This window comes from Bacillus sp. USDA818B3_A (assembly GCF_009928415.1).
GTDB lineage: Bacteria > Bacillota > Bacilli > Bacillales > Cytobacillaceae > Neobacillus.
Window position 1 is genome coordinate 72,154 of sequence record NZ_JAABNN010000006.1, and the last position, 21,845, is coordinate 93,998.

The window sequence follows — 21,845 nt, forward strand, 5'->3', positions numbered from 1 at the left end:
GGCACCAAGAGAGGATATTGAAGACAAAAATAGAAAAAGGCCTCTGAAAAATGTCCGCAAAAAAACTGTTTAAGGCAACAGGATAGAAATTTCACAGCGAAATATTCCGAAAAAAGCTTAGAGAAATTGGTATGAACACTCAAACAAAAAAATTAATTTCGTCTCAATATCTTAAGTATACTTAACTATTGAGACAATCAACTAAAATGTTTACATAATAATATTATGTAAACTGATAAAAATAAAAAACTGCCGTAAAGGGGGCAGTTTTTCTTAGGTCTACTCAGTTTGTTCTTTCGGCATATCCATTTTATCAACAGCAATCTTTAAGTCATCATTCTTTATATGAGTATAGATCATCGTTGTCTGTATTGATGAATGACCCAATTGACGTCGTAATTTTGGCACATCATTAATTTCTGCATGGTATCTGGTAGCAAATGAATGCCTTAGTTTATGTACCGATAATGCCGGTTTTCCAAATGCAGCAGCATATTTTTCAATTAGTTTTTCAACTGATCGTGCGGTGAGCCTGCGTGATTTGCCTTTAGGACCAATTGGCGCCGAGATGAATAATGCTTTATTTGTTTTATCTACTTGATATTTAGTTGTGCGTACAGAAAGATATTCTTGGAGATCCGCCATCGCTACCTGGCTAAAGTAAACGAATTGTTCTTTATTTCCTTTTCTAATCACTCTTACACTATATTTACTAAAATCGATATCTTCTAATTCAATTCCAACTAACTCTGACAGCCGGAGACCTGAGCCTAAAATTAAGGAGACGATTGCCGTATCACGCTCTTTATTTAACTGATAAAAGTTATAAAGCTTTTTATTTTCTTTGTTTAATTCGCCGTAATCATTTGCCACAAATAACCGAAACTTTTCGTATTCGTCTCCAAGAAGGATTTTACCTTCCATTTTATTAGCTTTTGTTTCCATGCTATCCTTAACTTCATTAAATTCGATCTTTGCCATGACATTACGGTTAATATATGGCTTTAGATCAGGTGTTTCAGCGATATTTTGCAGATAGTTGAACAGTGACTTTAATGCTGATAATTTGCGATTAACGGTTAATTCTTTGTTCTCCAATTGATAATGCAAATAGTTTAAAAAGCTTTCAACCTCTAAAACTGTCATTTGCTCCAGTCGTTCCAATGGGATATCCTTAATCGGACCATCATACAGCTGCTCAAGTATCATCCAATTGAAAAAGATCTTGTAATCATGACAGTAATTAAACAAGGATGCTGTTGAAAGTTTCCGCAGCTTGTGATTTATGTACTCATCGACATACCAAGGGAGTTCGTTTAGCAAGGTTTGTAATTTTTTAAAATTGGTTTGTTTATCCTGATTTACCATAAAAACACCTCACTTCCATTTTATTTGATATACATAATTACGTCAAATTTATATTTTACGTAATTATGTGTATGCCAAATAAATAGTATCTTTATCCTATTCCTCGTGAATTCTTTTTGTTTCGAACGAATTTATAATGTGTGTTAAGGGGGTTCCTTAAGCCCCCCCTGCCTTTAATATTAAGTATCTACCAAATCATCAAATATCAGGCACTTCTATTAATAAATGTTAAATCCCTGCCATTAACTCATCCGTAGTCAATACTCTAGATTATTTTCCCTAGCAATGGTGCTAACTCTTTCCTTTAGAAGCAAGTTCTTTAGCTGTCGCCTCTCCAATCCCACTAGAAGCTCCTGTAATTATTAACACCTTTATCTTTTGTATTAGACATCATTGTATACCTATCCTACGGTGATTTCCACGTTTGCAGCCAGCGATACTAAGAGTTGGCTTGCTCCTTTATTTGTTCAATCGCATCATTGAACCCGTCGGGAGTACCGCTTGATCCTGCTAGGCGACCCACTTTAACCTCGTCAATACGCTTCCCGACAACAACCTGTGGGACAGCGGCTGCGAAACTACGTTGCAAATCTAGAGATGTTGGGTTTGTTGCATGGGGTGTGACTTTGACATCTGTGATAACTTCATCGACAAGGGTTACAGTGACAGTAATGGAAGAAGGAAGGCTCCCATATTGACCGGTAGCCTCATAAACACCGTCTGCGTATGATGCTTCTTCAATCGCAGTCGAGCTCGATGAGTTTACACCTGAATTAGAAGAGTATCTCGACTGCTCCGATTCCTTATCAGTCGTTTGGCATGAGGAAATTATAAAGGTAACGGAGATCCCTGCTATTGTGACAATAATTTTCTTTTTAAGTGTAGTCATACTAATACCTCCTTTCGTCAATTTGCTTGGCGATACCTACCATGTTGCATAAGCGAATGTTCTATCCCCAGTTAAGCACTTAGTAAAAAAGCTCACCGTCAAAGTTTTGCGAAAACTCAGCATGACCATCTACAAACATTCTCACATATGAAAAACGAAATGCCTCCGCAAGATGCTCACCCTGTGTAAAGAAAAGTGCCGTTGCAAGTCCATCTGCCGTTGCTGCATCATCTGCAATAACCCACGTTGCTACGACATCTCGCACAGGAATGCCTGTCCGGGCATCGATAACGTGATGCAGACCATCACCCCAAGCACGTCTATTAACTGCAGAAGCACACAAGGCACGGTTTTTCAGATTGACCACACCTATTACCATATTCGGGTCAAACGGGTGTTCAAGCCCGACTTGGATGCTGGATTCACCCGAATGGTGTAGGTCTCCACTGCCATCTACAATGAACTCAGTGAATCCTTCCTCTATAAGGATGTCAGAGACAATATCTACAAGGTAGCCCTTCCCAGCTGCTCCAACATCTATCACCAGCGGACGGCGTGTTACGAGTGAAGTACCATGCCGGATAACGTCCTTTGACCACGAGGCTCTCTCCCTTTCATGCTCCTTGGCTTGGTAATATTCAGGAACAGGTGTAAGCGAATAAGTCCGGTCGTAACCGAGAAGTTCAAGGTCACGCCCTACAAGAGGGTCAACGGCACCTCCGGTAGCTGTGTGGAGCTTGTCATATAGGGCAAAAAGGGTACCAGCGTCACTTGGGAAGTCAAAGCAACCACCCTCAGGGGCAGTAGCCATTCGAGTCACAAGAGAATCCTGAAGGAACCGTGAGTAAGTCGCTTCAAATTGATTAGTCCGCTGAAGTATGTGCTGTTTCAATCGATGGTCCAGTTGCTCGTGTGTCTCAATCTCCCATTGAGTTCCGATGGACTTGAATGTGAACACAAATTTTTCCGCGTTCATTATCACGTACCTCCTAAAAATTAATTCGTTAGAATTACATTTTTTATGTTCTGTGGTAAAAGTAATTCATCTAATGTATAGGACTGCGCAGAAGTCCTCAATTTGCAATTAATTTCTTGGCATGTGAGAAAGACCGTGCAAAAATAAAGAGGATAGCAGCACACACAACAGAAGCTGCACTAATCCAAGTGATTACCATTATCGAGAAACCTCCTACAGCAATTCCTCCGATACCGGCTCCCGCAGCAAAGCCAAGCTGCACGAACGAACTGTTCAGACTGAGCACAATTCCAGATGATTCTGGAGCTAGCGATACTAGATTGAAGTTCTGAACAGCCCCAAACGTCCAACAAGCTATCTCCCATAGCATTAACAGGATGATGGTGACAACTAATGATCCAGAACCAAATGACAGCAATACCATAGCAAGAGCTTGTATGAACATAGAACCCATAAGTGTACGGAATGCACCAATTCGATCTGCAAATAGCCCGCCTGTTTTGGAGCCAACCACACTTGCAATGCCCATTGCAAACAGGATGAGACTAATTTCAATCTTTGGAGGAATAACGGTAGTCAGATAGGGGGTGATATACGTATCGATAATCGAAAAGCCAGTAAAAACAAACAAAGTTACACAAAGAGTGACTGCAAGCCGTGGATTCTTCAATAGGGCAAGTCTCTGACCAAGAGATACGGCTCCTCCACCTTCCATGTCCGGAATCGTTCGTGCGACAGCGAAAACCGCAAGTAAACAGAAGATGCCGATAATCCAGAAGATTGTCTTCCAATCATAAGACGCTGCAATAATACGTCCGATGGGAACTCCAAATACTAGGGATGAACTAAAACCCATTGAGATGTTTGCCATCGCCCCACCTTGCTTCCCAGGAGGAGCTAGCTTGGCTGCAAGGTCATAGGCGGTTACGATAAACATTCCTGTTCCGATTCCAAGTACGACCCGTGCTACCATTAATAAGCCGAAACCTGGGAGTGTGATTGTTGAAATGATGCCTATTATAATGATGGCAAGAGCTAGTAACAATTGCTTGCGTTGATTCATTTTTGCAATAGCAATCATGATAATAGGTGTTCCGATTGCGTTAGCGAGAGCGAATGCAGTAACTAACTGTCCAGCTGTGGCTACCGATACACCTACTGAATTAGCTATTTTATCCAACATTCCGACTATACCAAATTGAGAAGTGCCAACAAAGAAGCTAATGAGTGTCAGCATGTAAATTTTCCAGGTATTTTTCATAATGTGCGTATCAACTCCTTAATATAAAAATTAGTATGTTATGTTCACTTGACCTTAATAATTATGCCCCAAATCAAAAGGTCAGAGATATCACATTACTACCACATCATTGCCTATTTCTCCAAAATAGTTGAGTTGGAATATAGTGGGACTAAGTATAAGAAAAGTAGAAAGAATTCTCAGAAATACAAAAAACTTGCTACCAAACGGAGCAAGTTTTTTTGTTGACGGTTAGCTACCTACCCTTTCAAGTTAACATTACCTTTCTTGACTTGTAGGACGAATAATCATCTCATTAATGGAAACATCAGAAGGTTGTTCAATTGCAAAAGCAATGGCACGGGCAATGCTTTCAGCATCAATGGCAACATCTTCATAAAGTTTATCAATCCCTGGTTTTAAATCCATATCGGTGATCAAATTAATTAATTCAGACTGAACTGCTCCAGGTGAAATAATAGTGGAACGAATATTGTTTCCAGCCTCTTCTTTACGTAGCCCTTCGGATATAGCACGCACGGCGAACTTAGTTCCAGCATAAACGGTGCTCCCAGGACCTACAAAGTGACCTGCTACAGAAGAAAGGTTAATAATATGACCGGATTTACGTTCTCTCATTGTTGGAAGAACAGCAGCAATGCCATAAAGCACTCCTTTAATATTGACATCAATCATCTTGTTCCAATCATCAATCTTTTTCTTATAAAGAAATGAATGTGGCATTACTCCGGCATTATTGACTAATATGTCGATTTTTCCAAACTCTTTAAGAGCAACCTCAGCGAGTTCGTCCATTTGTTCATTCGAAGTCACATCGGTAACTTTATATAACGCTTGACCGCCAGTATTTTGAATGTCTTGTTGTAATTCTTTTAAACGGTCTTCACGGCGTGCTGCAAGAACAAGTTTTGCTCCTTTGGAGGCAAGTTCTTTTGCAGTTGCTTCTCCAATCCCACTAGAGGCACCCGTAATAATGACAACTTTATCTTGAATATTAGACATACTAATAAAACATCCTTTCGTTATTTTTATTTTTCTTTTGAAAATACTTCTTTTGCAACTGTCATGGCTGACATTGCCTTCGCCCAACCTGCGTAAAAAGCAAGATGAGTCATTGCTTCAATAAGTTCTTCTTCTGAAAGACCGTTTTGTTTTGCTAAATTTAAATGGGATTTCAGTTGTTCTGTATTTCCACCTGTTAATAAAGAAGCGACGGTAATTAAACTGCGATCACGCGGAGAAAGCTCCTCGCGCGCCCATACATCTCCAAACAAAACATCATCAGTTAATTGCACAAGCTTCGGCGCAAAGTTTCCTAACTTTTTCTGTGCAATAGTAGGTTCTTTAGAATTAGACATTTTATATTCCTTCTTTCGTTTTACTTTTGATTTAGCGAAGTTGGATGCCTGTAAAAAATCAGTGACCTCGCTAGATAAAATTCGTGTTATTTTAAGTTGTTATATTCTTTATCTGTTACGGGTTCCAACCATTCGGTTTCTCCCTTTTGAACATTCGTACTTATCGCGAGATGTGTAAACCAGCTATCTGATGTAGCACCGTGCCAATGTTTTACATCAGGAAGGATCTTTATTACATCACCTTCGTGAAGCTCTTGTACGGGTTTGCCTTCTTCCTGATAATATCCTTTGCCACCGGTAACAAGAAGAATCTGACCACCTGGATGCTTATGCCAATTATTTCTTGCCCCCGGTTCAAAAGTTACATTACCTATAGGGCAATTAAAGATATTGTCATTTGAAACTAGCATTTCAAGATGTGCTGCCCCTATGAAATGGTCATTCGGCACTTTTACACCTTTCGAGAAGATTACACTTTCGCTTATATCTTGAATATTAGACATACTAGAGAACATCCTTTCCTATTTGTTAATTCTATTTTCGTATTCAAGAGTATAATGACCTCCCGGAATCTCGATATTCAAGAATACTTCATTCAAATCACACCCATGCAGCCGAGTCCGATTGTAGAAACTTCTAGTCCTACACCACAGTCTGTAATGGAAAAAGCGTGTGTAGAATTCACACGCTTTTTTATGGATTCAACACCTTAATGCACAATAGTATTTAGGTGGGTAGATTCACCTCGGAATTTGAAAGAACATTAAATATCAAGTTTACGAGTCCCGATTCCTTTCACCATTTCAGGGTCTTGATGTGAAAAGAACAAGCTTTGTTTAGTATCTAAGGTAGCAATTTTCTCCATATCTTCTTGACTTAATTCAAAGTCAAAGATATTGAAGTTTTCGATGATTCTTTCCTTACGAACAGATTTTGGAATCGCAACAACGCCTCTTTGTGTTAACCAACGTAAAACCACCTGGGCAACGGATTTATTATAATTTTCAGCAATGGATACCAAAGTTTCGTTCTGGAACATGTTATTTTTTCCTTCAGCAAACGGTCCCCAAGACTCAATCTGAACATTGTTCTCTTTCATAAAGTTATGACTTTCAACTTGTTGATTGAAAACATGTGTTTCGACCTGGTTGACAGCAGGAACCACTTCATTATGAATGATCAAATCAATCAGACGATCCGGATAGAAGTTGCTAACTCCAATTGCTCGAATCTTACCTTCCCGGTATAATTCCTCCATAGCTCGCCAAGAACCATATACATCACCGAATGGCTGATGAATCAAATACAAGTCTAAATAATCCAATTGAAGTCTTTTTAGTGAATTGGCAAATGCTTTCTTTGTGCTCTCATAACCAGCATCCTGAACCCAAAGTTTTGTGGTGATGAACAATTCCTCTCTTGGCACACCGCTCCGCTTGATTGCCCTGCCGACTGCTTCTTCATTAAGATAAGAGGCAGCCGTATCGATTAGACGATATCCTGCCATAATCGCATCGTAAACAGCTTGTTCACATTCATTTTCATCCCGCATCTGAAAAACTCCAAATCCAAGAATTGGCATTTCAACACCATTGTTTAAAGTTACTTTTTGCATAAAAAATTCCTCCTGTTAATTAAATTTTGAGTTTCTTTTTTTGCCCAATCTCATTTGCGTATTCTGCCGGATAGCGCTCTCCCATCAATGAGGGTTTCAATAGCTTTTGGATTAGACGTTGTATGGATATGAATTACTGAAATAACTATCAAAATTACTTTATGGTGCTAACAGCTTTGTGAAAGACATTGATCCCAGCTTCCATTGATCCTCCTGTAGCACATATACCTCTGTAACCACAAATGGATTCGTCACTTCATTGCCCCCAACCACAGCTACCAGGCGTACTTTATTTAGAAGGATGGCAGTTGTGCCAATTAGCCGAACGGATGTTTCTTGAATATCTACATTCTTATAAACTATAGAACCATTTTTAATTACATCAATTTCCTCATTTTTAGAAAATGTAGCCCCCATGTGTACGAAAACGGCTTTTTCGTGAAAGAGATTACTTAAATCGTCTAATTGTCTCTCCATCATCCAGTCCCATTTATTCCTTGAAAGATCTATAATTGCTTGTTCCATATTTGTATCATTCCTTTTTCTAACATTTATTAATCTAATCCTTTTTCTTTTAACCATTTGGACATCAGATTGGCGATCTCTATATTGTTTAAGTCGGAAAAGTCCTGTTTTCGAAATTGTATGTTTCTCTTATTTACCCACTCTATTTGCGTATTCTGCCGGGTAGCGCTCTCCCGAAATTTCGATCTTTGATAGCGCGTCATTCAAATCATGTAGTTCTTCAGGAGCCAGCTTAACTTCCGCTGCACCAAGATTTTCTTCCAGTCGTTCCAATTTCCTTGTACCGGGAATCGGAACAATCCATGGCTTCTGAGCAAGTACCCATGCTAGTGCGATTTGAGCTGGTGAAGCGTCTTTTTCTGTAGCAATCTTTTTTATCAAATCGACCAAAACCTGATTCGCTTCGATATTCTCTTGCTTAAAGCGAGGAACAATGCTGCGGAAGTCAGCGTTACCAAATTTTGCACCCTTATCAATTTTTCCTGTAAGGAATCCCTTTCCCAGTGGGCTGAACGGAACAAAACCGATTCCCAGTTCTCCAAGGGTAGGCAACAGTTCTTCTTCAGGAGTTCTCCACATCATGGAATATTCACTTTGTATTGCAGTCAGAGGCTGAACTGCGTGCGCACGACGAATTGTTTGTACTCCTGCTTCAGAAAGCCCCCAATGTTTAACTTTGCCTTCCTTGATTAGGTCTTGTACTACTCCGGCGACTTCTTCAATTGGGACATTGGGGTCAACACGATGCTGATATTAGAGGTCAATGGTGTCAACTTTTAGGCGATTTAGCGAGCCTTCAACTGATTGCCGAATGGTCTTCGGTTTGCTGTCAAGTACCTGCTTGCCATTTTCCATCTGGATACCGAATTTAGTGGCAATGACCACTTTTCCCTTGAAAGGTTTAAGTGCTTCGCCGACTAACTCCTCATTCACATATGGACCATAAACCTCTGCGGTGTCGAAGAAAGTAACGCCTCTATCAATTGCTGCATGAATCAGCGAAATCATCTCTTTTTTGTCCGATGCCGGACCATAACCATGACTCATTCCCATACAGCCAAGACCTATAGCGGAGACTTCCAGCCCACTTTTTCCTAATTTGCGTTTTTTCATTGTTATCTTCCTTTCTCCATATTAATAACCATTTGTTTGTGCAATTTAGCTGCTTCCTTAGAATTAGTTGCTAATCCTATATAATTCATGTGGAAACGGCGACAGAGATGTTGTATTACATTTGTAATATAAGGAATAGCATCATCAGGTGCCGTACCTTGAATTAATAGAAAAACACGCTTACTTGCTAATGGGGCATCCAAAGCGTCTGCAAAACGATCAATGAAAGTCTTTAAATAACCAGTCATACTGGACCAATAAACCGGAGTACCAATGACAATATCGTCTGCTTTTATTAATTGTTCCATTACTTTTTGAAAATCATCTTGTTGTCCACCGGAGTCTTGTCCAATCTGATTAATATGATGCTCAGCTAAATGGATAGGAGAATAATCAAGACCTCGAAAAACTTCTTTTGCTAATCCAGCAGTATTTCCATCAATATTCATACTGCCGTTTAGAAATATACGTCTCACAAATATTACCCCTTCTACTAAATATCTTAATAAAATGATGGCTTCGCCCAATCTGTATCTGGTTCACTCACTCCTAGACTGGTTTGAAGATATTTATCACTTTTTTCTTCAATGATATCCATGATTAATTGAGTTACAGCTTGACGCGTAACTTGTGCACCAATAAATGGCTCTCCTTTTTGGGTAATCATATATTTTGTATTCCCATTTTCGTTGTAAAGCCATGTCAGTCTTAAAAGCGTATAATCCAGATTAGAATTTTCTAATAAATACGCTGAATCAATCTGGGACTGCATTCTGGGACTACCACCAATCATACGATTATTCCATTTACCGAAAGCTCCGGGCACTTCATCGTAAATTCCAAGAACAGATGCCGCAATTACCCTTTTCACTCCTGCATCACGCATGGCATCAATGATTGTTTTTGTTGATTTATCATCACCCATGTCGTTGATATAAACAAGGTCAACATCTTTCATTGCATTAATCAGTTTATCTTTGTCTTTAAAATCACCGTCAAAGATCACTTCTCGGTTTTCATCATTAATAGTTAAACGCTTATGACCATTTCTGGCATAAAGAACGATTGAATGGTCCGTTTTATTGATCAATTCATTTCTTAACATACGGGCTATTTGACCTGCAGCACCTAAAATCAATATTTTCATAGTAACTACTCCTCTTTTAATAAATTTGGTTTATTTATATCTTACGCACTCTCTTATGTTGTACCAAGAGCCTTTATTTAAAATCATCCTCGTTCACTTGATAGCAAACGGGTAAGCCTCAATGAGGCGACAGTGATAAATAATGCCACTGCAACCGCAGCAGTACCAATCCAACAAATGGCAAGAATCGATGAGCTACCCACGGCGATTCCCCCGATGCCTGCTCCTGCTGCAAAGCCCAGTTGCACAAATGTGCTGTTTAAACTAAGCATGATACCCGACGCTTCAGGAGCAATCGACAGTAGGTTAAAGTTCTGGGTCGGTCCGAACATCCAAACAGCAATAGACCAAATCATGAGTAACATAATGACGACAACTGCAAAACCAGAAAAGGTAGACACCATTGCAAGACTTAGGGTTTGTACTACTATGCTGCCAATGAGTGTCCTAGTAGTACCAATCCGATCCGCTAGGAAGCCACCAAGTTTAGACCCGAACAAGCTCGCTATGCCCAATGCGAAGAGAATGACGCTAACTCCCCTTCCGCTTATTGATATAGCAGATGTCAAGAAAGGAGTGATATACGTATTGACCACTGAGTATCCGATAAATACGAATAACGACACACCAAGGGCGAAAGCGACCTTTGGATTCTTTAACAGGGCGAGTTGCTCCCCCAGAGGGATAGGTGCTTCACTTTGCATAGATGGGATTGTTATTGCAATAGCAATGAATCCCAGCACCGTAAAGATTCCAATGCCCCCAAAAATCACCTTCCAGTCATATGCGGAAGCAATTACACGCCCGATGGGTACACCGAGAACAAGGGAAACACTATAGCCTAATGCAATATTTGACATTGCTCCAGCCTGTCGTCCAGGAAGTGCCAAATTAGCTGCAGAGGAATAGGAAGTGACGACGAATATACCCGTTCCGATTCCAAGTATGATCCGTGAAGCCATCAGAAAGTTGAAGCCCGGAAGAGCAAGTGTCGAAACGCTTCCGAGAAATATAATGGCTAAAGCCAGTAGCAGCTGGTTTCGCCGATCCATCTTTGCAGTCGCCAACATGAAGAGGGGCGTGCCGATTGCGTTAGCAAGAGCAAATACTGTAATAAGCTGCCCCGCAACCGATACGGAAACACCGACGGAAGAAGCGACTTTATCTAGAATTCCAGAGATGACGAATTGTGAGGTGCCAACCAAGAAGCTGATGAGGGTTAGCATGTATATTTTCCATGTATTATTCATGGTGATCTATCTACTCCCTTATCAATAATTTGATCTTTTTACGTTGAAAATAAAGATGTGTAATAACTTACATCCTCATTATGCAACAAACGAAAATACGACTGGTATCACAATCCTACCAAATGATTGCCTAATCCTTTCACAACCATTTACGCAGAAAGTATATAGCCTTATAATGGGACCATCACAAATGAAGAAAACAGAGGAGGGATTTTATGTTTGAACAATTATATAGACAAAGAGTTGAGCTCGCCAAAATCATAGAGGGTCACACAGGACGAGATGGTACTCAAATGACTGCTATTCCGGCTTTATTCTTCTCAAGATACTCTAATAATACGGGACCAAATTACGGAGTTCACAAGCCTTCCTTATGCATTGTCGTTCAAGGGATGAAGGAGGTATTGCTGTCACATGAGAGTTTTCAGTATGGTCCTGCCGATTACCTAGTTGCATCCGTTAGGCTGCCAATAACCGGACAAGTTATGGAAGCCTCTTCTGAAGTTCCTTATCTGGCTCTCAAACTAGAATTTACACCAAATGAAATACTGGAGGTGTTACGTGAATTCCAAATGGGCGCTGACAAGAAGGAAAATGCTAAACGAGGTATGTATGTCAGTAAAATAGAGCCATCTTTGCTAGACGCGGTAACAAGATTAGCACGTTTACTAGATACTCCGAAAGACATCAAGGTACTTGCTCCCCTAATCACGAAAGAAATCATCTATAGGGTGCTGCAAGGAGAACATGGTGCTATGCTGAAACAAATAGCAATAGAAGGAAGTTCTACCCATCAAATTAGTGACGTGATTGAACATATTCTGAATAACTATGAAAAATCTTTTAAGATTGAGGAACTTGCGGAAATAGCAAATATGAGTGTTTCATCACTCCATCGGCACTTTAAAGAGATAACCGCTATGAGCCCAATTCAATTCCAAAAACAACTGAGACTTCAAGAAGCACGGAGCATGTTATTATCGGAATCAGCAGATGCAGCTGATGTTGCATTCCGGGTAGGCTATGAAAGTCCATCACAATTTAGCCGTGAATATTCGCGCATGTTTGGTTTACCACCCAAAGAGGATATAAAGAGCCTGAAGGAGCAAAATGACCGAATGGTAAAAGCTTGATTCCCCTTCACGGGGGCTTCATTCTGTGTACTAAATTATAGCCGCAGCTACACTTTAAATAATATAAAAGAGTGCATTAATCTCAGATTAATGCACTCTTTTATTCTGCAGTTTACCTCTCTTTGTAAGCAATAGCTTTTTCCTTCTTCCGAACAAATTTCAGAACATAATGAGTCCCACTGATGTAAATTCCCATTATCGATAAGTAATCTATTAAAAATCCCATCGTGGACTCATCATAGCTCCATCCGAATGGATTATATATGGTTAACCTAGAAAGCATGTCTCTCTCGAAGGAAGTCTGAACACCATATACAACTATCAACACCGCTATCACACGCATCGCGATTGTGCGGATACGACTCGTGCTAGTAATCCCCCTCATGTTTCGTACTGCATTGATAATTGTTCCCCATGACATTCCTATATGCACAGACATGAAGATAAATCCCCAATATGAAGTCTGAACATGTATCTGCCGTAGAATCATGTCATTTTCTACAGGAATATACGGAAATATATCACTGGAAATTGGAACAGAACTTATTATTACCACAGACATTGATACAAGAAAAAGCAGGTTAACCGCTATGCTTAGAATACGACGTATATTGTACTTTCCCTTAAAAATTGTCTTATACCATCGTCTATTTATTATATTGTGGACAATAAACAATATTAGCAGGATAACTCCAATGAGTTCATGAATGGTATTTCCGGTTATTTGGTAAGCCATTGCCACTGACATCAGAATGGTCATGGTAAGGTCGATAACCATCCTGATTAACATATTTCCTTTCAAAAAACTTCTCCTCTTTCTACTTTAATTAATATGTGGGTTTGTTTTCCGTCGGGATGTATTGGTGGGATAGATCCGGGTCCCTTTATAAAGGGATCAATCGCTCATTTTTTTATCTGATTGAAATAAATCGTCAGAAGTACCTTCTGCACGATCCCCTCTTCTGTCTCATCTCCGATTAAGCCTCTTTCTTCATCAAGAACATCATGCCGATCATCCATGTGAGCAGCTACTTCTTTTACCTCCCAGTCCTTGGCATGAAAACCTATGATTTGAGATTCTGTACTTCCGTCCTTTGAACCTGTAGGTTCCTCAAAGTCATAACTTTTCATCTCATCCAACTTATTCACGTAGTCATCTCTTTCCACATTCGCATGACAGGAAAAGCAACGACCGATGTCTGCATTTTCTTCCACTGACCCGTCAGGGGAAAATGATTGGTATTGCCAATCCCCGTTACGCATATCGGGAGGGTTTTGGTCAGCCCAACCAGTGCGCTTTTCCATCACGAAGATCCGGTCAAGTTCTTCATCCTCATAGATCTCAAGTGTGATTACCGTTCCACTAGGTATCGGCTGTCCATTCTGTACTGCTTCAATTGCTTCCCGACTAGTGTAGAGTTCTTCGTAAGTATTTCCACGAGTCACAGTCGTGAAGAGCTCACCTTTTTCGTAGCCTTCAGGGAATTTGACAAGTTCAGTGCCACTCCCAGAGGACTCTTGTTTGGAACTGTCACTAGATTGGTCCCGTTGAGAAATCCCATTTTTATCGTTGTTGTTGTTACAAGCAGTAAGAATGAGGGATATCAGCAATGCAAGGGACGGAAATAATAGTTTCTTCATACTTTTTTCCTCCTCAAAGTTTTCCTGTTATAGTTTGGTTCAGTGCATTTTTTAATTGTCGGTACCCATTGGCTAAATGGCGCAGTATTGGTGAATTTTTGTTCTAGTGTTAAAGTGTTAGTTTTGAATATTTATACCGTACAAAAATTAAAAAAAGCATGAACATAAATATTATGCAATAAATGAAAAAGTAATCGATAGCCTATTCGTCCCAAATTAATGCATAATCCTCTTACAAACACCTATATACAAATTTTGTTAGCCCACTTTTCATGATGAATCTTCATAATCTATCTCGTTGTTTTGCTTTGATTTTCAGTTATTGAGATGTGCCACTACACTATGCATGATATCTATGTGCACTGTTTTCTTTCATTAGTTTGGCACTTTCAATTTGCTTGCAGAAGGATGGGTTTTGGTCGGGGTTACTGCAGGAACTATTGCCTTAGAAAAAAAAAACCTTGTTTCGTAACTCTTTGCCAATTACTTTTTCCACCATGATGAAACAGGAATAGACATCTTCCCATCCAATTGAACAGTTTCACCAATTTGTGGAGCAATAAGATTCACATCATTTTTCTTTGCAGCCTTTAATGCTCGTTCGATTGGGTCTGTCCAACCATGATTCGCAAGTGTAAAGGCACCCCAATGCATTAACATCATATGCTTGCCTTTTACATCTAAATTAGCCTGTACAGATTCTTCTGGAAACATATGAGCCCAAGACCAGCGTTTATCATATTGTCCGCCTTCTATTAAAGCGATATCAAATGGTCCATATTTATCGCCAATTTTCTTAAAATGCGCATCATAGCCACCATCTCCACTAGTATAGAAACGGGTTTGTTTTCCAAGAATGACCCAACCACCCCAAAGGGTTGAATCTCGATTGAAAATCCCTCTTCCAGAGAAATGTTTCGATGGAGTTAATGCTATGGTTAAACCCTGGAACTCCGTTTCATCCCACCAATTCATTTCTGTAATTTTTTCTTTTGCAACACCCCATCGAATTAAATGATTACTTACACCGTAAGGAACGAAGAAATGACCGACCTTGCTCTTTAACTTCTTTATAGATTGATAGTCTAAGTGATCGTAATGATCATGCGAAATAAAGACAGCATCTATAGGAGGCATTTCTTCAATACTATTCAAAAAATCTTGACTATAGCGCTTAGGTCCTGCAAAGGAAACGGGTGAAGCAATGGGACCTAACATTGGATCAATAAGTATCTTCTTATTATCAAGACTAAGTAAATAGGCAGAATGCCCAAACCAGGTTAAACTATCTTCTTTACTATTAATTTTGTTCCAATCAATCTTAGATACAGGAATTGGACCAGCAGGATTGGTTTCCTTATTAACTGAATTTGAGTCATTAAACGTGGATGAGATATTAGATTCTGTTGGTGTCTGATAGACAAATTTCCCGTCATCATAATTATCAAATGTTTTATATACCTCTTTTTGTTCGTTACTTGGGTTACCGCCGAAAGCTGGATGTATATACATAAACAATGAAATGACAACTCCTAATACAACGATTAAAACCAATAAATAAATCATTATTTTCTTTATAATTCTTTTCTTAGCTTTTTGTGAAACATGTCCGTTCATTTTCTGTGTTATAGTATGTTCTTCGAGGTTTGACATTTTATCACCCTCCTTCAATTATTTATAAAGAAAAATGATAAGCCGCCCTAACAATGAAGGGCAGCCTTGTTCACAATTTTTCTTTTGTTTAAAGAGTTTTAACTATCAAGTGTATTGGTACTGTGGAATATCTGATGAGTAAACAATAACTATTAGTTGAGAATTACTCATGAATTTTAAATGTACCGATCCCTTTCACCATTGCAGGGTCCCGATGAGAAAAGAACAAGCTTTCTTTCGTGTCTAACGTAGAAATCTTTTCCATGTCTCCTTGAGTCAACTCAAAATCAAAGATATTGAGGTTTTCAATAATTCTTTCTTTACGAACAGACTTTGGAATAACAACAACTCCTCTTTGAGTCAACCAACGTAAAATCACTTGAGCAACTGATTTGTTATATTGTTCCGCAATTGAAACTAAAACCTCATTCTGGAAGATGTTATTTTTTCCTTCCGCAAAAGGACCCCAAGACTGTATTTGGACATTGTTCTCTTTCATATAGTCAGCACTATCGATTTGCTGATTGAACGGATGGGTTTCAATCTGGTTTACAGCAGGCATCACTTGATTGTGAACCATCAAGTCTGCAAGACGATCCGGATGGAAGTTACTCACTCCGATTGCTCGAATTTTCCCCTCGCGATACAATTCCTCCATCGCACGCCAAGAACCATATACATCACCAAACGGTTGATGAATTAAGTACAAGTCCAAATAGTCTAATTGCAAACTTTCTAGAGATTTTGCGAATGCTTTCTTAGTGTTTTCATAACCGGCATCTTGCACCCAGAATTTTGTAGTAATAAATAATTCCTCTCTAGGCACACCACTTCGTTTAATGGCTCTTCCGACTGCTTCTTCATTTTGATAAGAGGCTGCTGTATCAATAAGACGATAGCCAGCCATAATTGCATCGTATACAGCTTGTTCACATTCTTTTGAATCATTCATTTGAAAAACACCAAAGCCAAGTATTGGCATTTCAACACCATTGTTTAAAATAACATTTTGCATTTAAAATCCTCCTATTTTATAAAAATTAGTTGACTTATATACTTCTTTACAGACTTGTATAAACTAAATTTCCTTTATGGTTAGAAATTCATTCCGGTTAGTGAACTATCTTTAGTAAATGAATCCATATCTTGTCTGCCTTCTGTTATGCCTAATTGTTCAGCACGCCAATTTGAAGGTGTATCACCTTCCCAAAGTCGAAATGCGCGGTAAAAAGAGCTCTTGTCTTCATATCCAAGTAGGAAAGCCACTTCTTTAATATCGAGAGAGGGGTCTGCAAGATACTCCCGTGCCTTCTCACGTCTAGCATCCGACAATAGATGCTTGAAGCTTGTGCCTTCATCGGTAAGTCGGCGTTGTAAAGTACGTTCGCTCATTCCCAACTCTCCTGCGATTATCTGTACATCGGGGCGACCCCCGTCTAGGCTGCGTTTAATAATCCACTTGACGATCTCGGTCGTTGATTTGCTGCGTTGCTTATCGTCCAGAGATTTTTCTAGTGAAGGAACTAGTATATCTAGTAGCTCCGCATTGTATGTGACAAAGTGGCGGTCCAAATCACTTCGATGCAGGGTCAAACGGTTGTTTTTTGCTCCGAATTTGATGCCACAGCCAAAGTAATCTTCAAGAGCCTCCACGTCCCCCAGTGGGTTCGGGTGCGAAAATTCAACTGACTTAGCAGGAAAGCGATGACCTGAACCTATCCTTCCTAACTGCAGAAGGGATGCGAGTGTCAGATAAACCAGGATCGGCGGTTCTGGCTGCTCAGTATAAAGAAATTCTAGTTCAATGGTACAGAGTTCTCCATCCTCGGTGATATGAAGGCGTTCGGGATAACAAAGTTGTTTGTATCTGGCAATTCGACTTAGAGCGTCCCGGTAATCACGAGCATGATAAGGTGCTAAGACACTTGGCGGCAACTGCGCTGGATTTAACCCCGAAATAAACCTAATGATCCCAACAGCAGCATCACTAATTAATTCGGACACAGCACTCCAAATCGCGAAATACTGGGCGGTAGTCACTTCAACCGATTCGGATAGAATCGTGAGCGGTAGCTGTGCTTTGCGAACAACGTCTTGAGGAGAAATACCTAAATGATGAAAGCCTGCCCAAGTTGCTACGGGGATTTTTATCCGGTCTAAGGAATGTACCGTCATTCATTATCGCCTCTTTCTGTTCCTTAACATCAAGCTTTGATTTTCATTTGTACCTTTTGTTGTGGATGGTACATTTATTATTCTATCTATCCAACGTAGTTTTGTAATTAGTGAAGAACGACATAATGTTTGTAAATTACGCCATTTTTTATTCCAAGCAAACGGAAGACCATTCGTTTATAGAGTGCTCGACACTATCCAATAAAACCCCAAGAATTTATATTTCTAAATTATGATGATTTCATCTTCTTGGAAAAATGACTGGATAGTTTTTTCCACTAATCCAGTCATTTTAGTTTTTTCTATATTATTCTACAGCAATTTTGCCTGCTTCTTTGAGTATTTCAAAAACTTAACCTCATACCTATCCTAAACTCTATTTGATTGTTATTTCACATTCTTCTTAATCCATTTTTCAATATGCTTTGCTATTACTTTATTGTTCAAATCCTGGAACATAAAATGATCATTTCCGGTAATCCCTTCCTTTGGAAGATCAACAACCGTGCCCTTTCCACCCTGAGCGGTATAGGCATCTACAAAATCATAGCAGGTCTTGCGCATCATCTGCCACATGGAGGTAGCCTGAATGTCAGGATCGCCATTGTCGATATAGTCGCCAAAATAGAATGTAACTGGGATATTCTTTTCTTTTATAGCCTGATATTCCTTAGAATCCACGCCAGGAGCGCCACCTGGCTCGATGGCTACGATGGCTGCAATATGGTCTGTATACATAGCTGCTGTCCATCCTGGACCGGCACCCTGGGAGTGCGTCACCAGAATAGAGTCCTTACCAGTGCGGTTATAAACCTCATCGATGGTTGCCGCAAGCGCCTTTGCTACAGTCTCGTTATCAAAATCTGCACCCATATCGGAGGTCATACCCGTATCTGGTGTCATCTGACGGAAAAACTGATCAATAGATGTATCATCATTCGGGAATTGAGAGCCTTCATTTACAACAGACTTGCCATCTTCCCATCGACCGATTCTAAACTGCGTATACCAACGCTGATCTAGGTTCTTGGTACTGATATCACCGCTGACAGAAGTTGCTCCAGCTTCTCCACGTCTTGGCTGATCTATAAGGAACACACCGTGCCCCATTCTCAGGAACATATCTGACCAACCCTCACGACCATCTGGCGTCGTCATCCAACCCATACGAGACTGTCCATAGCCATGCAGAAATACCATCGGCATACCAGTTTCGTTCTCTGGAATCTGATACAGCACATTGGCATGATCTACGTGGGAAGTCTGACCAGCCCCAGTCTCTTCCCACTGGTTCTCTGGATCAAAAGTTCCCTTTGAAGTCGTAGTGATACCTCCTGCAGAAAAAATACCCTGGTCGGCTATTACCAGTGAATTAGAAGAGCTACTCTTCTCCTGTTTCTTTTCATTTTCCTTATTGTTGTTATCATAACCAGTAAGTAGTGTCAGCGTCATGGCTCCTGTCAAAGCCAGTGTCAGTAAATATTTCTTTTTCATCATTGTTCATCCTTTCTTTTTTAGTGTACAAGCCCGATAAGCATTTCCACCGTACCAGGGTCATAATGTGAGAAGAACATCCTGCTCAAGTTGATACAGGAATTTTATACGGTCTAAGGAATGTGCCGTCATACATCATCGCCTCTTTCTGATACTTACACACAACTTTGTTTGTTTTTTGTACCTTTCGTAGTGGATGGTACAGTTATTAGTCTACTTATCTATCGTCGTTTTGTAATTAGCAAAGGACGACATAATGGTTGTAAATTGCGACATTCTTTAAATTTCAGACTAATAGACGTTCATCCGTTTATATGGTGCTCGAAACTATCCGCTTATCCGTTTCAGCTCATGACTTCAATTACAGGGTGATGAGAAAAGCCGGCTCTCGCTACTTGAAAACTCCACCTATAAAAGCCTGTGCTTTTTCTTACGCAGATGTCTCCTTTCTCTAATAAACATAATCAGGCTCTAAAAGGCGCATTAGCTCTGTATCATGGTTGTATACGAGTTCGGACTGTGTATCCAGTAGCATAGTCGCTCTACGTTCCCTTGTATACGGTTCCCAATCAGGAAGTCCATCCGCTCCCGGAATGCCACTTCGCGCAAAGTTAATCCATGCCTGGCTGACCTCTTTGCCTAATTTTCCGCTTTCGTGTGCAAACACATAGGGAATTTCCGCTCCATGATATGCCCCCATAGCACCATTATCATAGGTAAATACATAGGCATAAACCGGAGCACCACCTTGATCTGCCTTATGCGACATGATCTTCAGCATAGGCAGACGGATAAAAGTATCTACTTTGTCCGCTTCATCCCGATCCTTATTCGGATAGGCTGATACATATGCATTGATTTGTTTGTCGTTAAGATCACTGTGTCTTGCTGCCGCCCTCATTCCTGTCCATTCATTCAGATTGCTTCCAATCAGAAGCGGTATATCTTTTCCCATTTCTGCGAAGGAATCCTCTGTGACAGGATTGGTTGGCATAAAGTCACCGTCTATGACCGGACCCCATTCCATTCCATAATCGTCGCTTAAGGGTGCCGGAATCTGAAACTCCACTCCCGTTTCCTGTAAAGCGCTGCCTGCTGCATCCTGCAGTTTCTTATTGGAAACCGTCTGCAACGCATCAATGTTATCAGCTGAAATACCAAGATGTTTGAGAATATTCTCGGTCAGTCTCTGGCTTTCTTCCTTGGAGCTGAATTTCACGCCCATCATCTCTGTGGCTCCGCTTTCCACGATTCCCTTATGAAACAATCCTTTTGCATAAGGCGATATCATAAGCGACAGCACCTTAGCTCCGCCTCCTGATTGTCCAAAGACAGTCACATTTCCCGGATCACCACCAAAGGTTTCGATATTTTCCTGGATCCATTCAAGTGCCATCACAATATCCATCATCCCTACATTGGCAGAATACTGATATTTTTCCCCGTAAGCAGAAAGATCCATATGCCCATATACATTCAGCCTGTGATTCACTCCTACCACAACGACATCTCCACTTTTACTGAGCGCCGTTCCGTCAGACGTAGCATCATTAGCAGAACCCATAGAGAATCCGCCTCCATGCAGCCACACCATGACAGGACGTTTTTTTCCGTCGTTAATACCTGGTGTCCACAGATTAAGGTTCTGACTGTTATTATCCGTTTCATCCGCATCATCACTTACTGACATTCCCAGGATCGCTCCCTGTGGGGATATTTTTCCATACTTAGCTACGTCCAGCACCCCCTTCCATGGAGTCACCTTCTCTGCCGGCACGAACCGCTCCGCTGCCTCGGCATAAGGAATCCCATGGTAGGTATATATTCCATCGCTGATGTATCCCCTGAGAGATCCTGCCCCTGTTTTGACAATTGCATCATCTGTCACATTCCCTATCACGACTCTCGGAGCTGCAAACTGGCTGCGTAAATACAGAAATATTCCTGCTCCAGCAATAATGATTATTCCAACGATAACCCCAAGCACCATGAAAATACGTTTTAAGCCCTTATTCTTCGTCTTCTTTTTTTCCATATAACACCTCCGGATTGTTATCATTTACGGTTGATTATCAAAATCGATTTTTCGCTCGTAAACATGACTTTCTTCATAAAGCCCTCCACTTTGAAATACCTCTTGTTCTTTTCAAGCTTTTCATCATTTCATCCGTCTTCAGTTAAAATCAGGCTTATTCCATACAGCCAAGACCTACTGCACTGACCTTCAGATTACTTCCTAAAGTCTGA

20 protein-coding genes and 3 pseudogenes are annotated in these 21,845 nt (G+C 40.3%); 1 reads left to right on the forward strand and 22 read right to left on the reverse strand.

Annotated features, from left to right (window positions below; translation table 11 throughout):
- Window positions 1-279: 279 nt before the first annotated feature.
- The 14 genes and pseudogenes from xerS to GXK58_RS13025 all read right to left on the reverse strand — a co-directional run bounded on the left by xerS (window position 280) and on the right by GXK58_RS13025 (window position 11,502).
- Window positions 280-1,368, reverse strand: coding sequence for a tyrosine recombinase XerS (gene xerS, locus GXK58_RS12960; protein ID WP_160723478.1), 1,089 nt, complete (start codon window positions 1,366-1,368; stop codon window positions 280-282).
- Between the two features lie 300 nt (window positions 1,369-1,668).
- Window positions 1,669-1,752 (reverse strand): annotated as a pseudogene (locus tag GXK58_RS12965) (oxidoreductase); the annotation flags it as partial.
- A gap of 55 nt (window positions 1,753-1,807) precedes the next feature.
- A complete protein-coding gene (locus GXK58_RS12970; protein WP_202171354.1) occupies window positions 1,808-2,257 on the reverse strand; it encodes a hypothetical protein in 450 nt (149 codons plus the stop codon).
- A 79-nt stretch (window positions 2,258-2,336) separates the two neighbouring features.
- Window positions 2,337-3,233 (reverse strand): FAD:protein FMN transferase, encoded by an 897-nt coding sequence (locus GXK58_RS12975; protein WP_160723744.1) that lies wholly within the window; start codon window positions 3,231-3,233, stop codon window positions 2,337-2,339.
- A 97-nt stretch (window positions 3,234-3,330) separates the two neighbouring features.
- Complete coding sequence (locus tag GXK58_RS12980; protein ID WP_160723480.1) at window positions 3,331-4,494, reverse strand: MFS transporter; 1,164 nt, start codon at window positions 4,492-4,494, stop codon at window positions 3,331-3,333.
- Between the two features lie 258 nt (window positions 4,495-4,752).
- Entirely contained in the window at window positions 4,753-5,496 is a 744-nt protein-coding gene (locus GXK58_RS12985) for an SDR family oxidoreductase (protein WP_160723482.1), read from the reverse strand.
- A 26-nt stretch (window positions 5,497-5,522) separates the two neighbouring features.
- A complete protein-coding gene (locus GXK58_RS12990; RefSeq protein WP_160723484.1) occupies window positions 5,523-5,852 on the reverse strand; it encodes a carboxymuconolactone decarboxylase family protein in 330 nt (109 codons plus the stop codon).
- A gap of 86 nt (window positions 5,853-5,938) precedes the next feature.
- On the reverse strand, window positions 5,939-6,355 hold the full coding sequence (locus GXK58_RS12995; protein ID WP_160723486.1) for a (R)-mandelonitrile lyase: 417 nt from the start codon (window positions 6,353-6,355) through the stop codon (window positions 5,939-5,941).
- 260 nt (window positions 6,356-6,615) lie between these two features.
- A complete protein-coding gene (locus GXK58_RS13000) occupies window positions 6,616-7,467 on the reverse strand; it encodes an aldo/keto reductase (protein WP_160723488.1) in 852 nt (283 codons plus the stop codon).
- A 159-nt stretch (window positions 7,468-7,626) separates the two neighbouring features.
- On the reverse strand, window positions 7,627-7,992 hold the full coding sequence (locus GXK58_RS13005) for a nuclear transport factor 2 family protein (RefSeq protein WP_202171356.1): 366 nt from the start codon (window positions 7,990-7,992) through the stop codon (window positions 7,627-7,629).
- Between the two features lie 129 nt (window positions 7,993-8,121).
- Window positions 8,122-9,105 (reverse strand): annotated as a pseudogene (locus GXK58_RS13010) (aldo/keto reductase).
- Window positions 9,106-9,107: 2 nt separating this feature from the next.
- Entirely contained in the window at window positions 9,108-9,581 is a 474-nt protein-coding gene (locus GXK58_RS13015; protein ID WP_160723492.1) for a flavodoxin family protein, read from the reverse strand.
- Window positions 9,582-9,607: 26 nt separating this feature from the next.
- Window positions 9,608-10,252 carry an NAD(P)H-binding protein gene (locus tag GXK58_RS13020; protein ID WP_160723494.1) on the reverse strand — a complete coding sequence of 215 codons (645 nt, stop codon included), beginning with the start codon at window positions 10,250-10,252 and terminating at the stop codon, window positions 9,608-9,610.
- An 83-nt stretch (window positions 10,253-10,335) separates the two neighbouring features.
- Window positions 10,336-11,502, reverse strand: a complete 1,167-nt coding sequence (locus GXK58_RS13025; protein ID WP_160723496.1) for an MFS transporter — start codon at window positions 11,500-11,502, stop codon at window positions 10,336-10,338.
- Between the two features lie 215 nt (window positions 11,503-11,717).
- Here GXK58_RS13025 and GXK58_RS13030 point away from each other — a divergent pair, with 215 nt between their 5' ends.
- Window positions 11,718-12,635 (forward strand): AraC family transcriptional regulator, encoded by a 918-nt coding sequence (locus GXK58_RS13030; protein WP_160723498.1) that lies wholly within the window; start codon window positions 11,718-11,720, stop codon window positions 12,633-12,635.
- A 112-nt stretch (window positions 12,636-12,747) separates the two neighbouring features.
- On the opposite strand, the gene GXK58_RS27700 is transcribed toward GXK58_RS13030, so the two are convergent.
- The 8 genes and pseudogenes from GXK58_RS27700 to GXK58_RS13065 all read right to left on the reverse strand — a co-directional run bounded on the left by GXK58_RS27700 (window position 12,748) and on the right by GXK58_RS13065 (window position 21,633).
- Window positions 12,748-13,074, reverse strand: coding sequence for a hypothetical protein (locus GXK58_RS27700; protein WP_237389672.1), 327 nt, complete (start codon window positions 13,072-13,074; stop codon window positions 12,748-12,750).
- A gap of 33 nt (window positions 13,075-13,107) precedes the next feature.
- Window positions 13,108-13,425: pseudogene (locus GXK58_RS27705) on the reverse strand (DUF4405 domain-containing protein); the annotation flags it as partial.
- A gap of 113 nt (window positions 13,426-13,538) precedes the next feature.
- Complete coding sequence (locus tag GXK58_RS13040) at window positions 13,539-14,276, reverse strand: cytochrome P460 family protein (RefSeq protein ID WP_160723502.1); 738 nt, start codon at window positions 14,274-14,276, stop codon at window positions 13,539-13,541.
- 483 nt (window positions 14,277-14,759) lie between these two features.
- Window positions 14,760-15,842, reverse strand: coding sequence for an MBL fold metallo-hydrolase (locus GXK58_RS13045; RefSeq protein ID WP_160723745.1), 1,083 nt, complete (start codon window positions 15,840-15,842; stop codon window positions 14,760-14,762).
- 250 nt (window positions 15,843-16,092) lie between these two features.
- On the reverse strand, window positions 16,093-16,944 hold the full coding sequence (locus tag GXK58_RS13050; protein WP_160723504.1) for an aldo/keto reductase: 852 nt from the start codon (window positions 16,942-16,944) through the stop codon (window positions 16,093-16,095).
- 80 nt (window positions 16,945-17,024) lie between these two features.
- Entirely contained in the window at window positions 17,025-18,104 is a 1,080-nt protein-coding gene (locus GXK58_RS13055) for an AraC family transcriptional regulator (protein ID WP_160723506.1), read from the reverse strand.
- Window positions 18,105-18,491: 387 nt separating this feature from the next.
- Window positions 18,492-19,598, reverse strand: coding sequence for an alpha/beta hydrolase (locus GXK58_RS13060; protein WP_237389657.1), 1,107 nt, complete (start codon window positions 19,596-19,598; stop codon window positions 18,492-18,494).
- 451 nt (window positions 19,599-20,049) lie between these two features.
- Complete coding sequence (locus GXK58_RS13065) at window positions 20,050-21,633, reverse strand: carboxylesterase/lipase family protein (RefSeq protein WP_160723508.1); 1,584 nt, start codon at window positions 21,631-21,633, stop codon at window positions 20,050-20,052.
- Window positions 21,634-21,845 lie beyond the last annotated feature (212 nt).

Coding starts and splice junctions, on each gene's coding strand:
- GXK58_RS12975 (WP_160723744.1), bottom strand. CDS start 3,233: ATGAACGCGGAAAAATTTGTGTTCACATTCAAGTCCATCGGAACTCAA.
- GXK58_RS12985 (WP_160723482.1), bottom strand. CDS start 5,496: ATGTCTAATATTCAAGATAAAGTTGTCATTATTACGGGTGCCTCTAGT.
- GXK58_RS13055 (WP_160723506.1), bottom strand. CDS start 18,104: ATGACGGTACATTCCTTAGACCGGATAAAAATCCCCGTAGCAACTTGG.
- GXK58_RS13040 (WP_160723502.1), bottom strand. CDS start 14,276: ATGAAGAAACTATTATTTCCGTCCCTTGCATTGCTGATATCCCTCATT.
- GXK58_RS13020 (WP_160723494.1), bottom strand. CDS start 10,252: ATGAAAATATTGATTTTAGGTGCTGCAGGTCAAATAGCCCGTATGTTA.
- GXK58_RS13045 (WP_160723745.1), bottom strand. CDS start 15,842: ATGATTTATTTATTGGTTTTAATCGTTGTATTAGGAGTTGTCATTTCA.
- GXK58_RS27700 (WP_237389672.1), bottom strand. CDS start 13,074: ATGTCTGTGCATATAGGAATGTCATGGGGAACAATTATCAATGCAGTA.
- GXK58_RS13065 (WP_160723508.1), bottom strand. CDS start 21,633: ATGGAAAAAAAGAAGACGAAGAATAAGGGCTTAAAACGTATTTTCATG.
- GXK58_RS12995 (WP_160723486.1), bottom strand. CDS start 6,355: ATGTCTAATATTCAAGATATAAGCGAAAGTGTAATCTTCTCGAAAGGT.
- GXK58_RS13030 (WP_160723498.1), top strand. CDS start 11,718: ATGTTTGAACAATTATATAGACAAAGAGTTGAGCTCGCCAAAATCATA.
- GXK58_RS13005 (WP_202171356.1), bottom strand. CDS start 7,992: ATGGAACAAGCAATTATAGATCTTTCAAGGAATAAATGGGACTGGATG.
- GXK58_RS12970 (WP_202171354.1), bottom strand. CDS start 2,257: ATGACTACACTTAAAAAGAAAATTATTGTCACAATAGCAGGGATCTCC.
- GXK58_RS13050 (WP_160723504.1), bottom strand. CDS start 16,944: ATGCAAAATGTTATTTTAAACAATGGTGTTGAAATGCCAATACTTGGC.
- GXK58_RS13000 (WP_160723488.1), bottom strand. CDS start 7,467: ATGCAAAAAGTAACTTTAAACAATGGTGTTGAAATGCCAATTCTTGGA.
- GXK58_RS12980 (WP_160723480.1), bottom strand. CDS start 4,494: ATGAAAAATACCTGGAAAATTTACATGCTGACACTCATTAGCTTCTTT.
- xerS (WP_160723478.1), bottom strand. CDS start 1,368: ATGGTAAATCAGGATAAACAAACCAATTTTAAAAAATTACAAACCTTG.
- GXK58_RS12990 (WP_160723484.1), bottom strand. CDS start 5,852: ATGTCTAATTCTAAAGAACCTACTATTGCACAGAAAAAGTTAGGAAAC.
- GXK58_RS13025 (WP_160723496.1), bottom strand. CDS start 11,502: ATGAATAATACATGGAAAATATACATGCTAACCCTCATCAGCTTCTTG.
- GXK58_RS13060 (WP_237389657.1), bottom strand. CDS start 19,598: ATGAAAAAGAAATATTTACTGACACTGGCTTTGACAGGAGCCATGACG.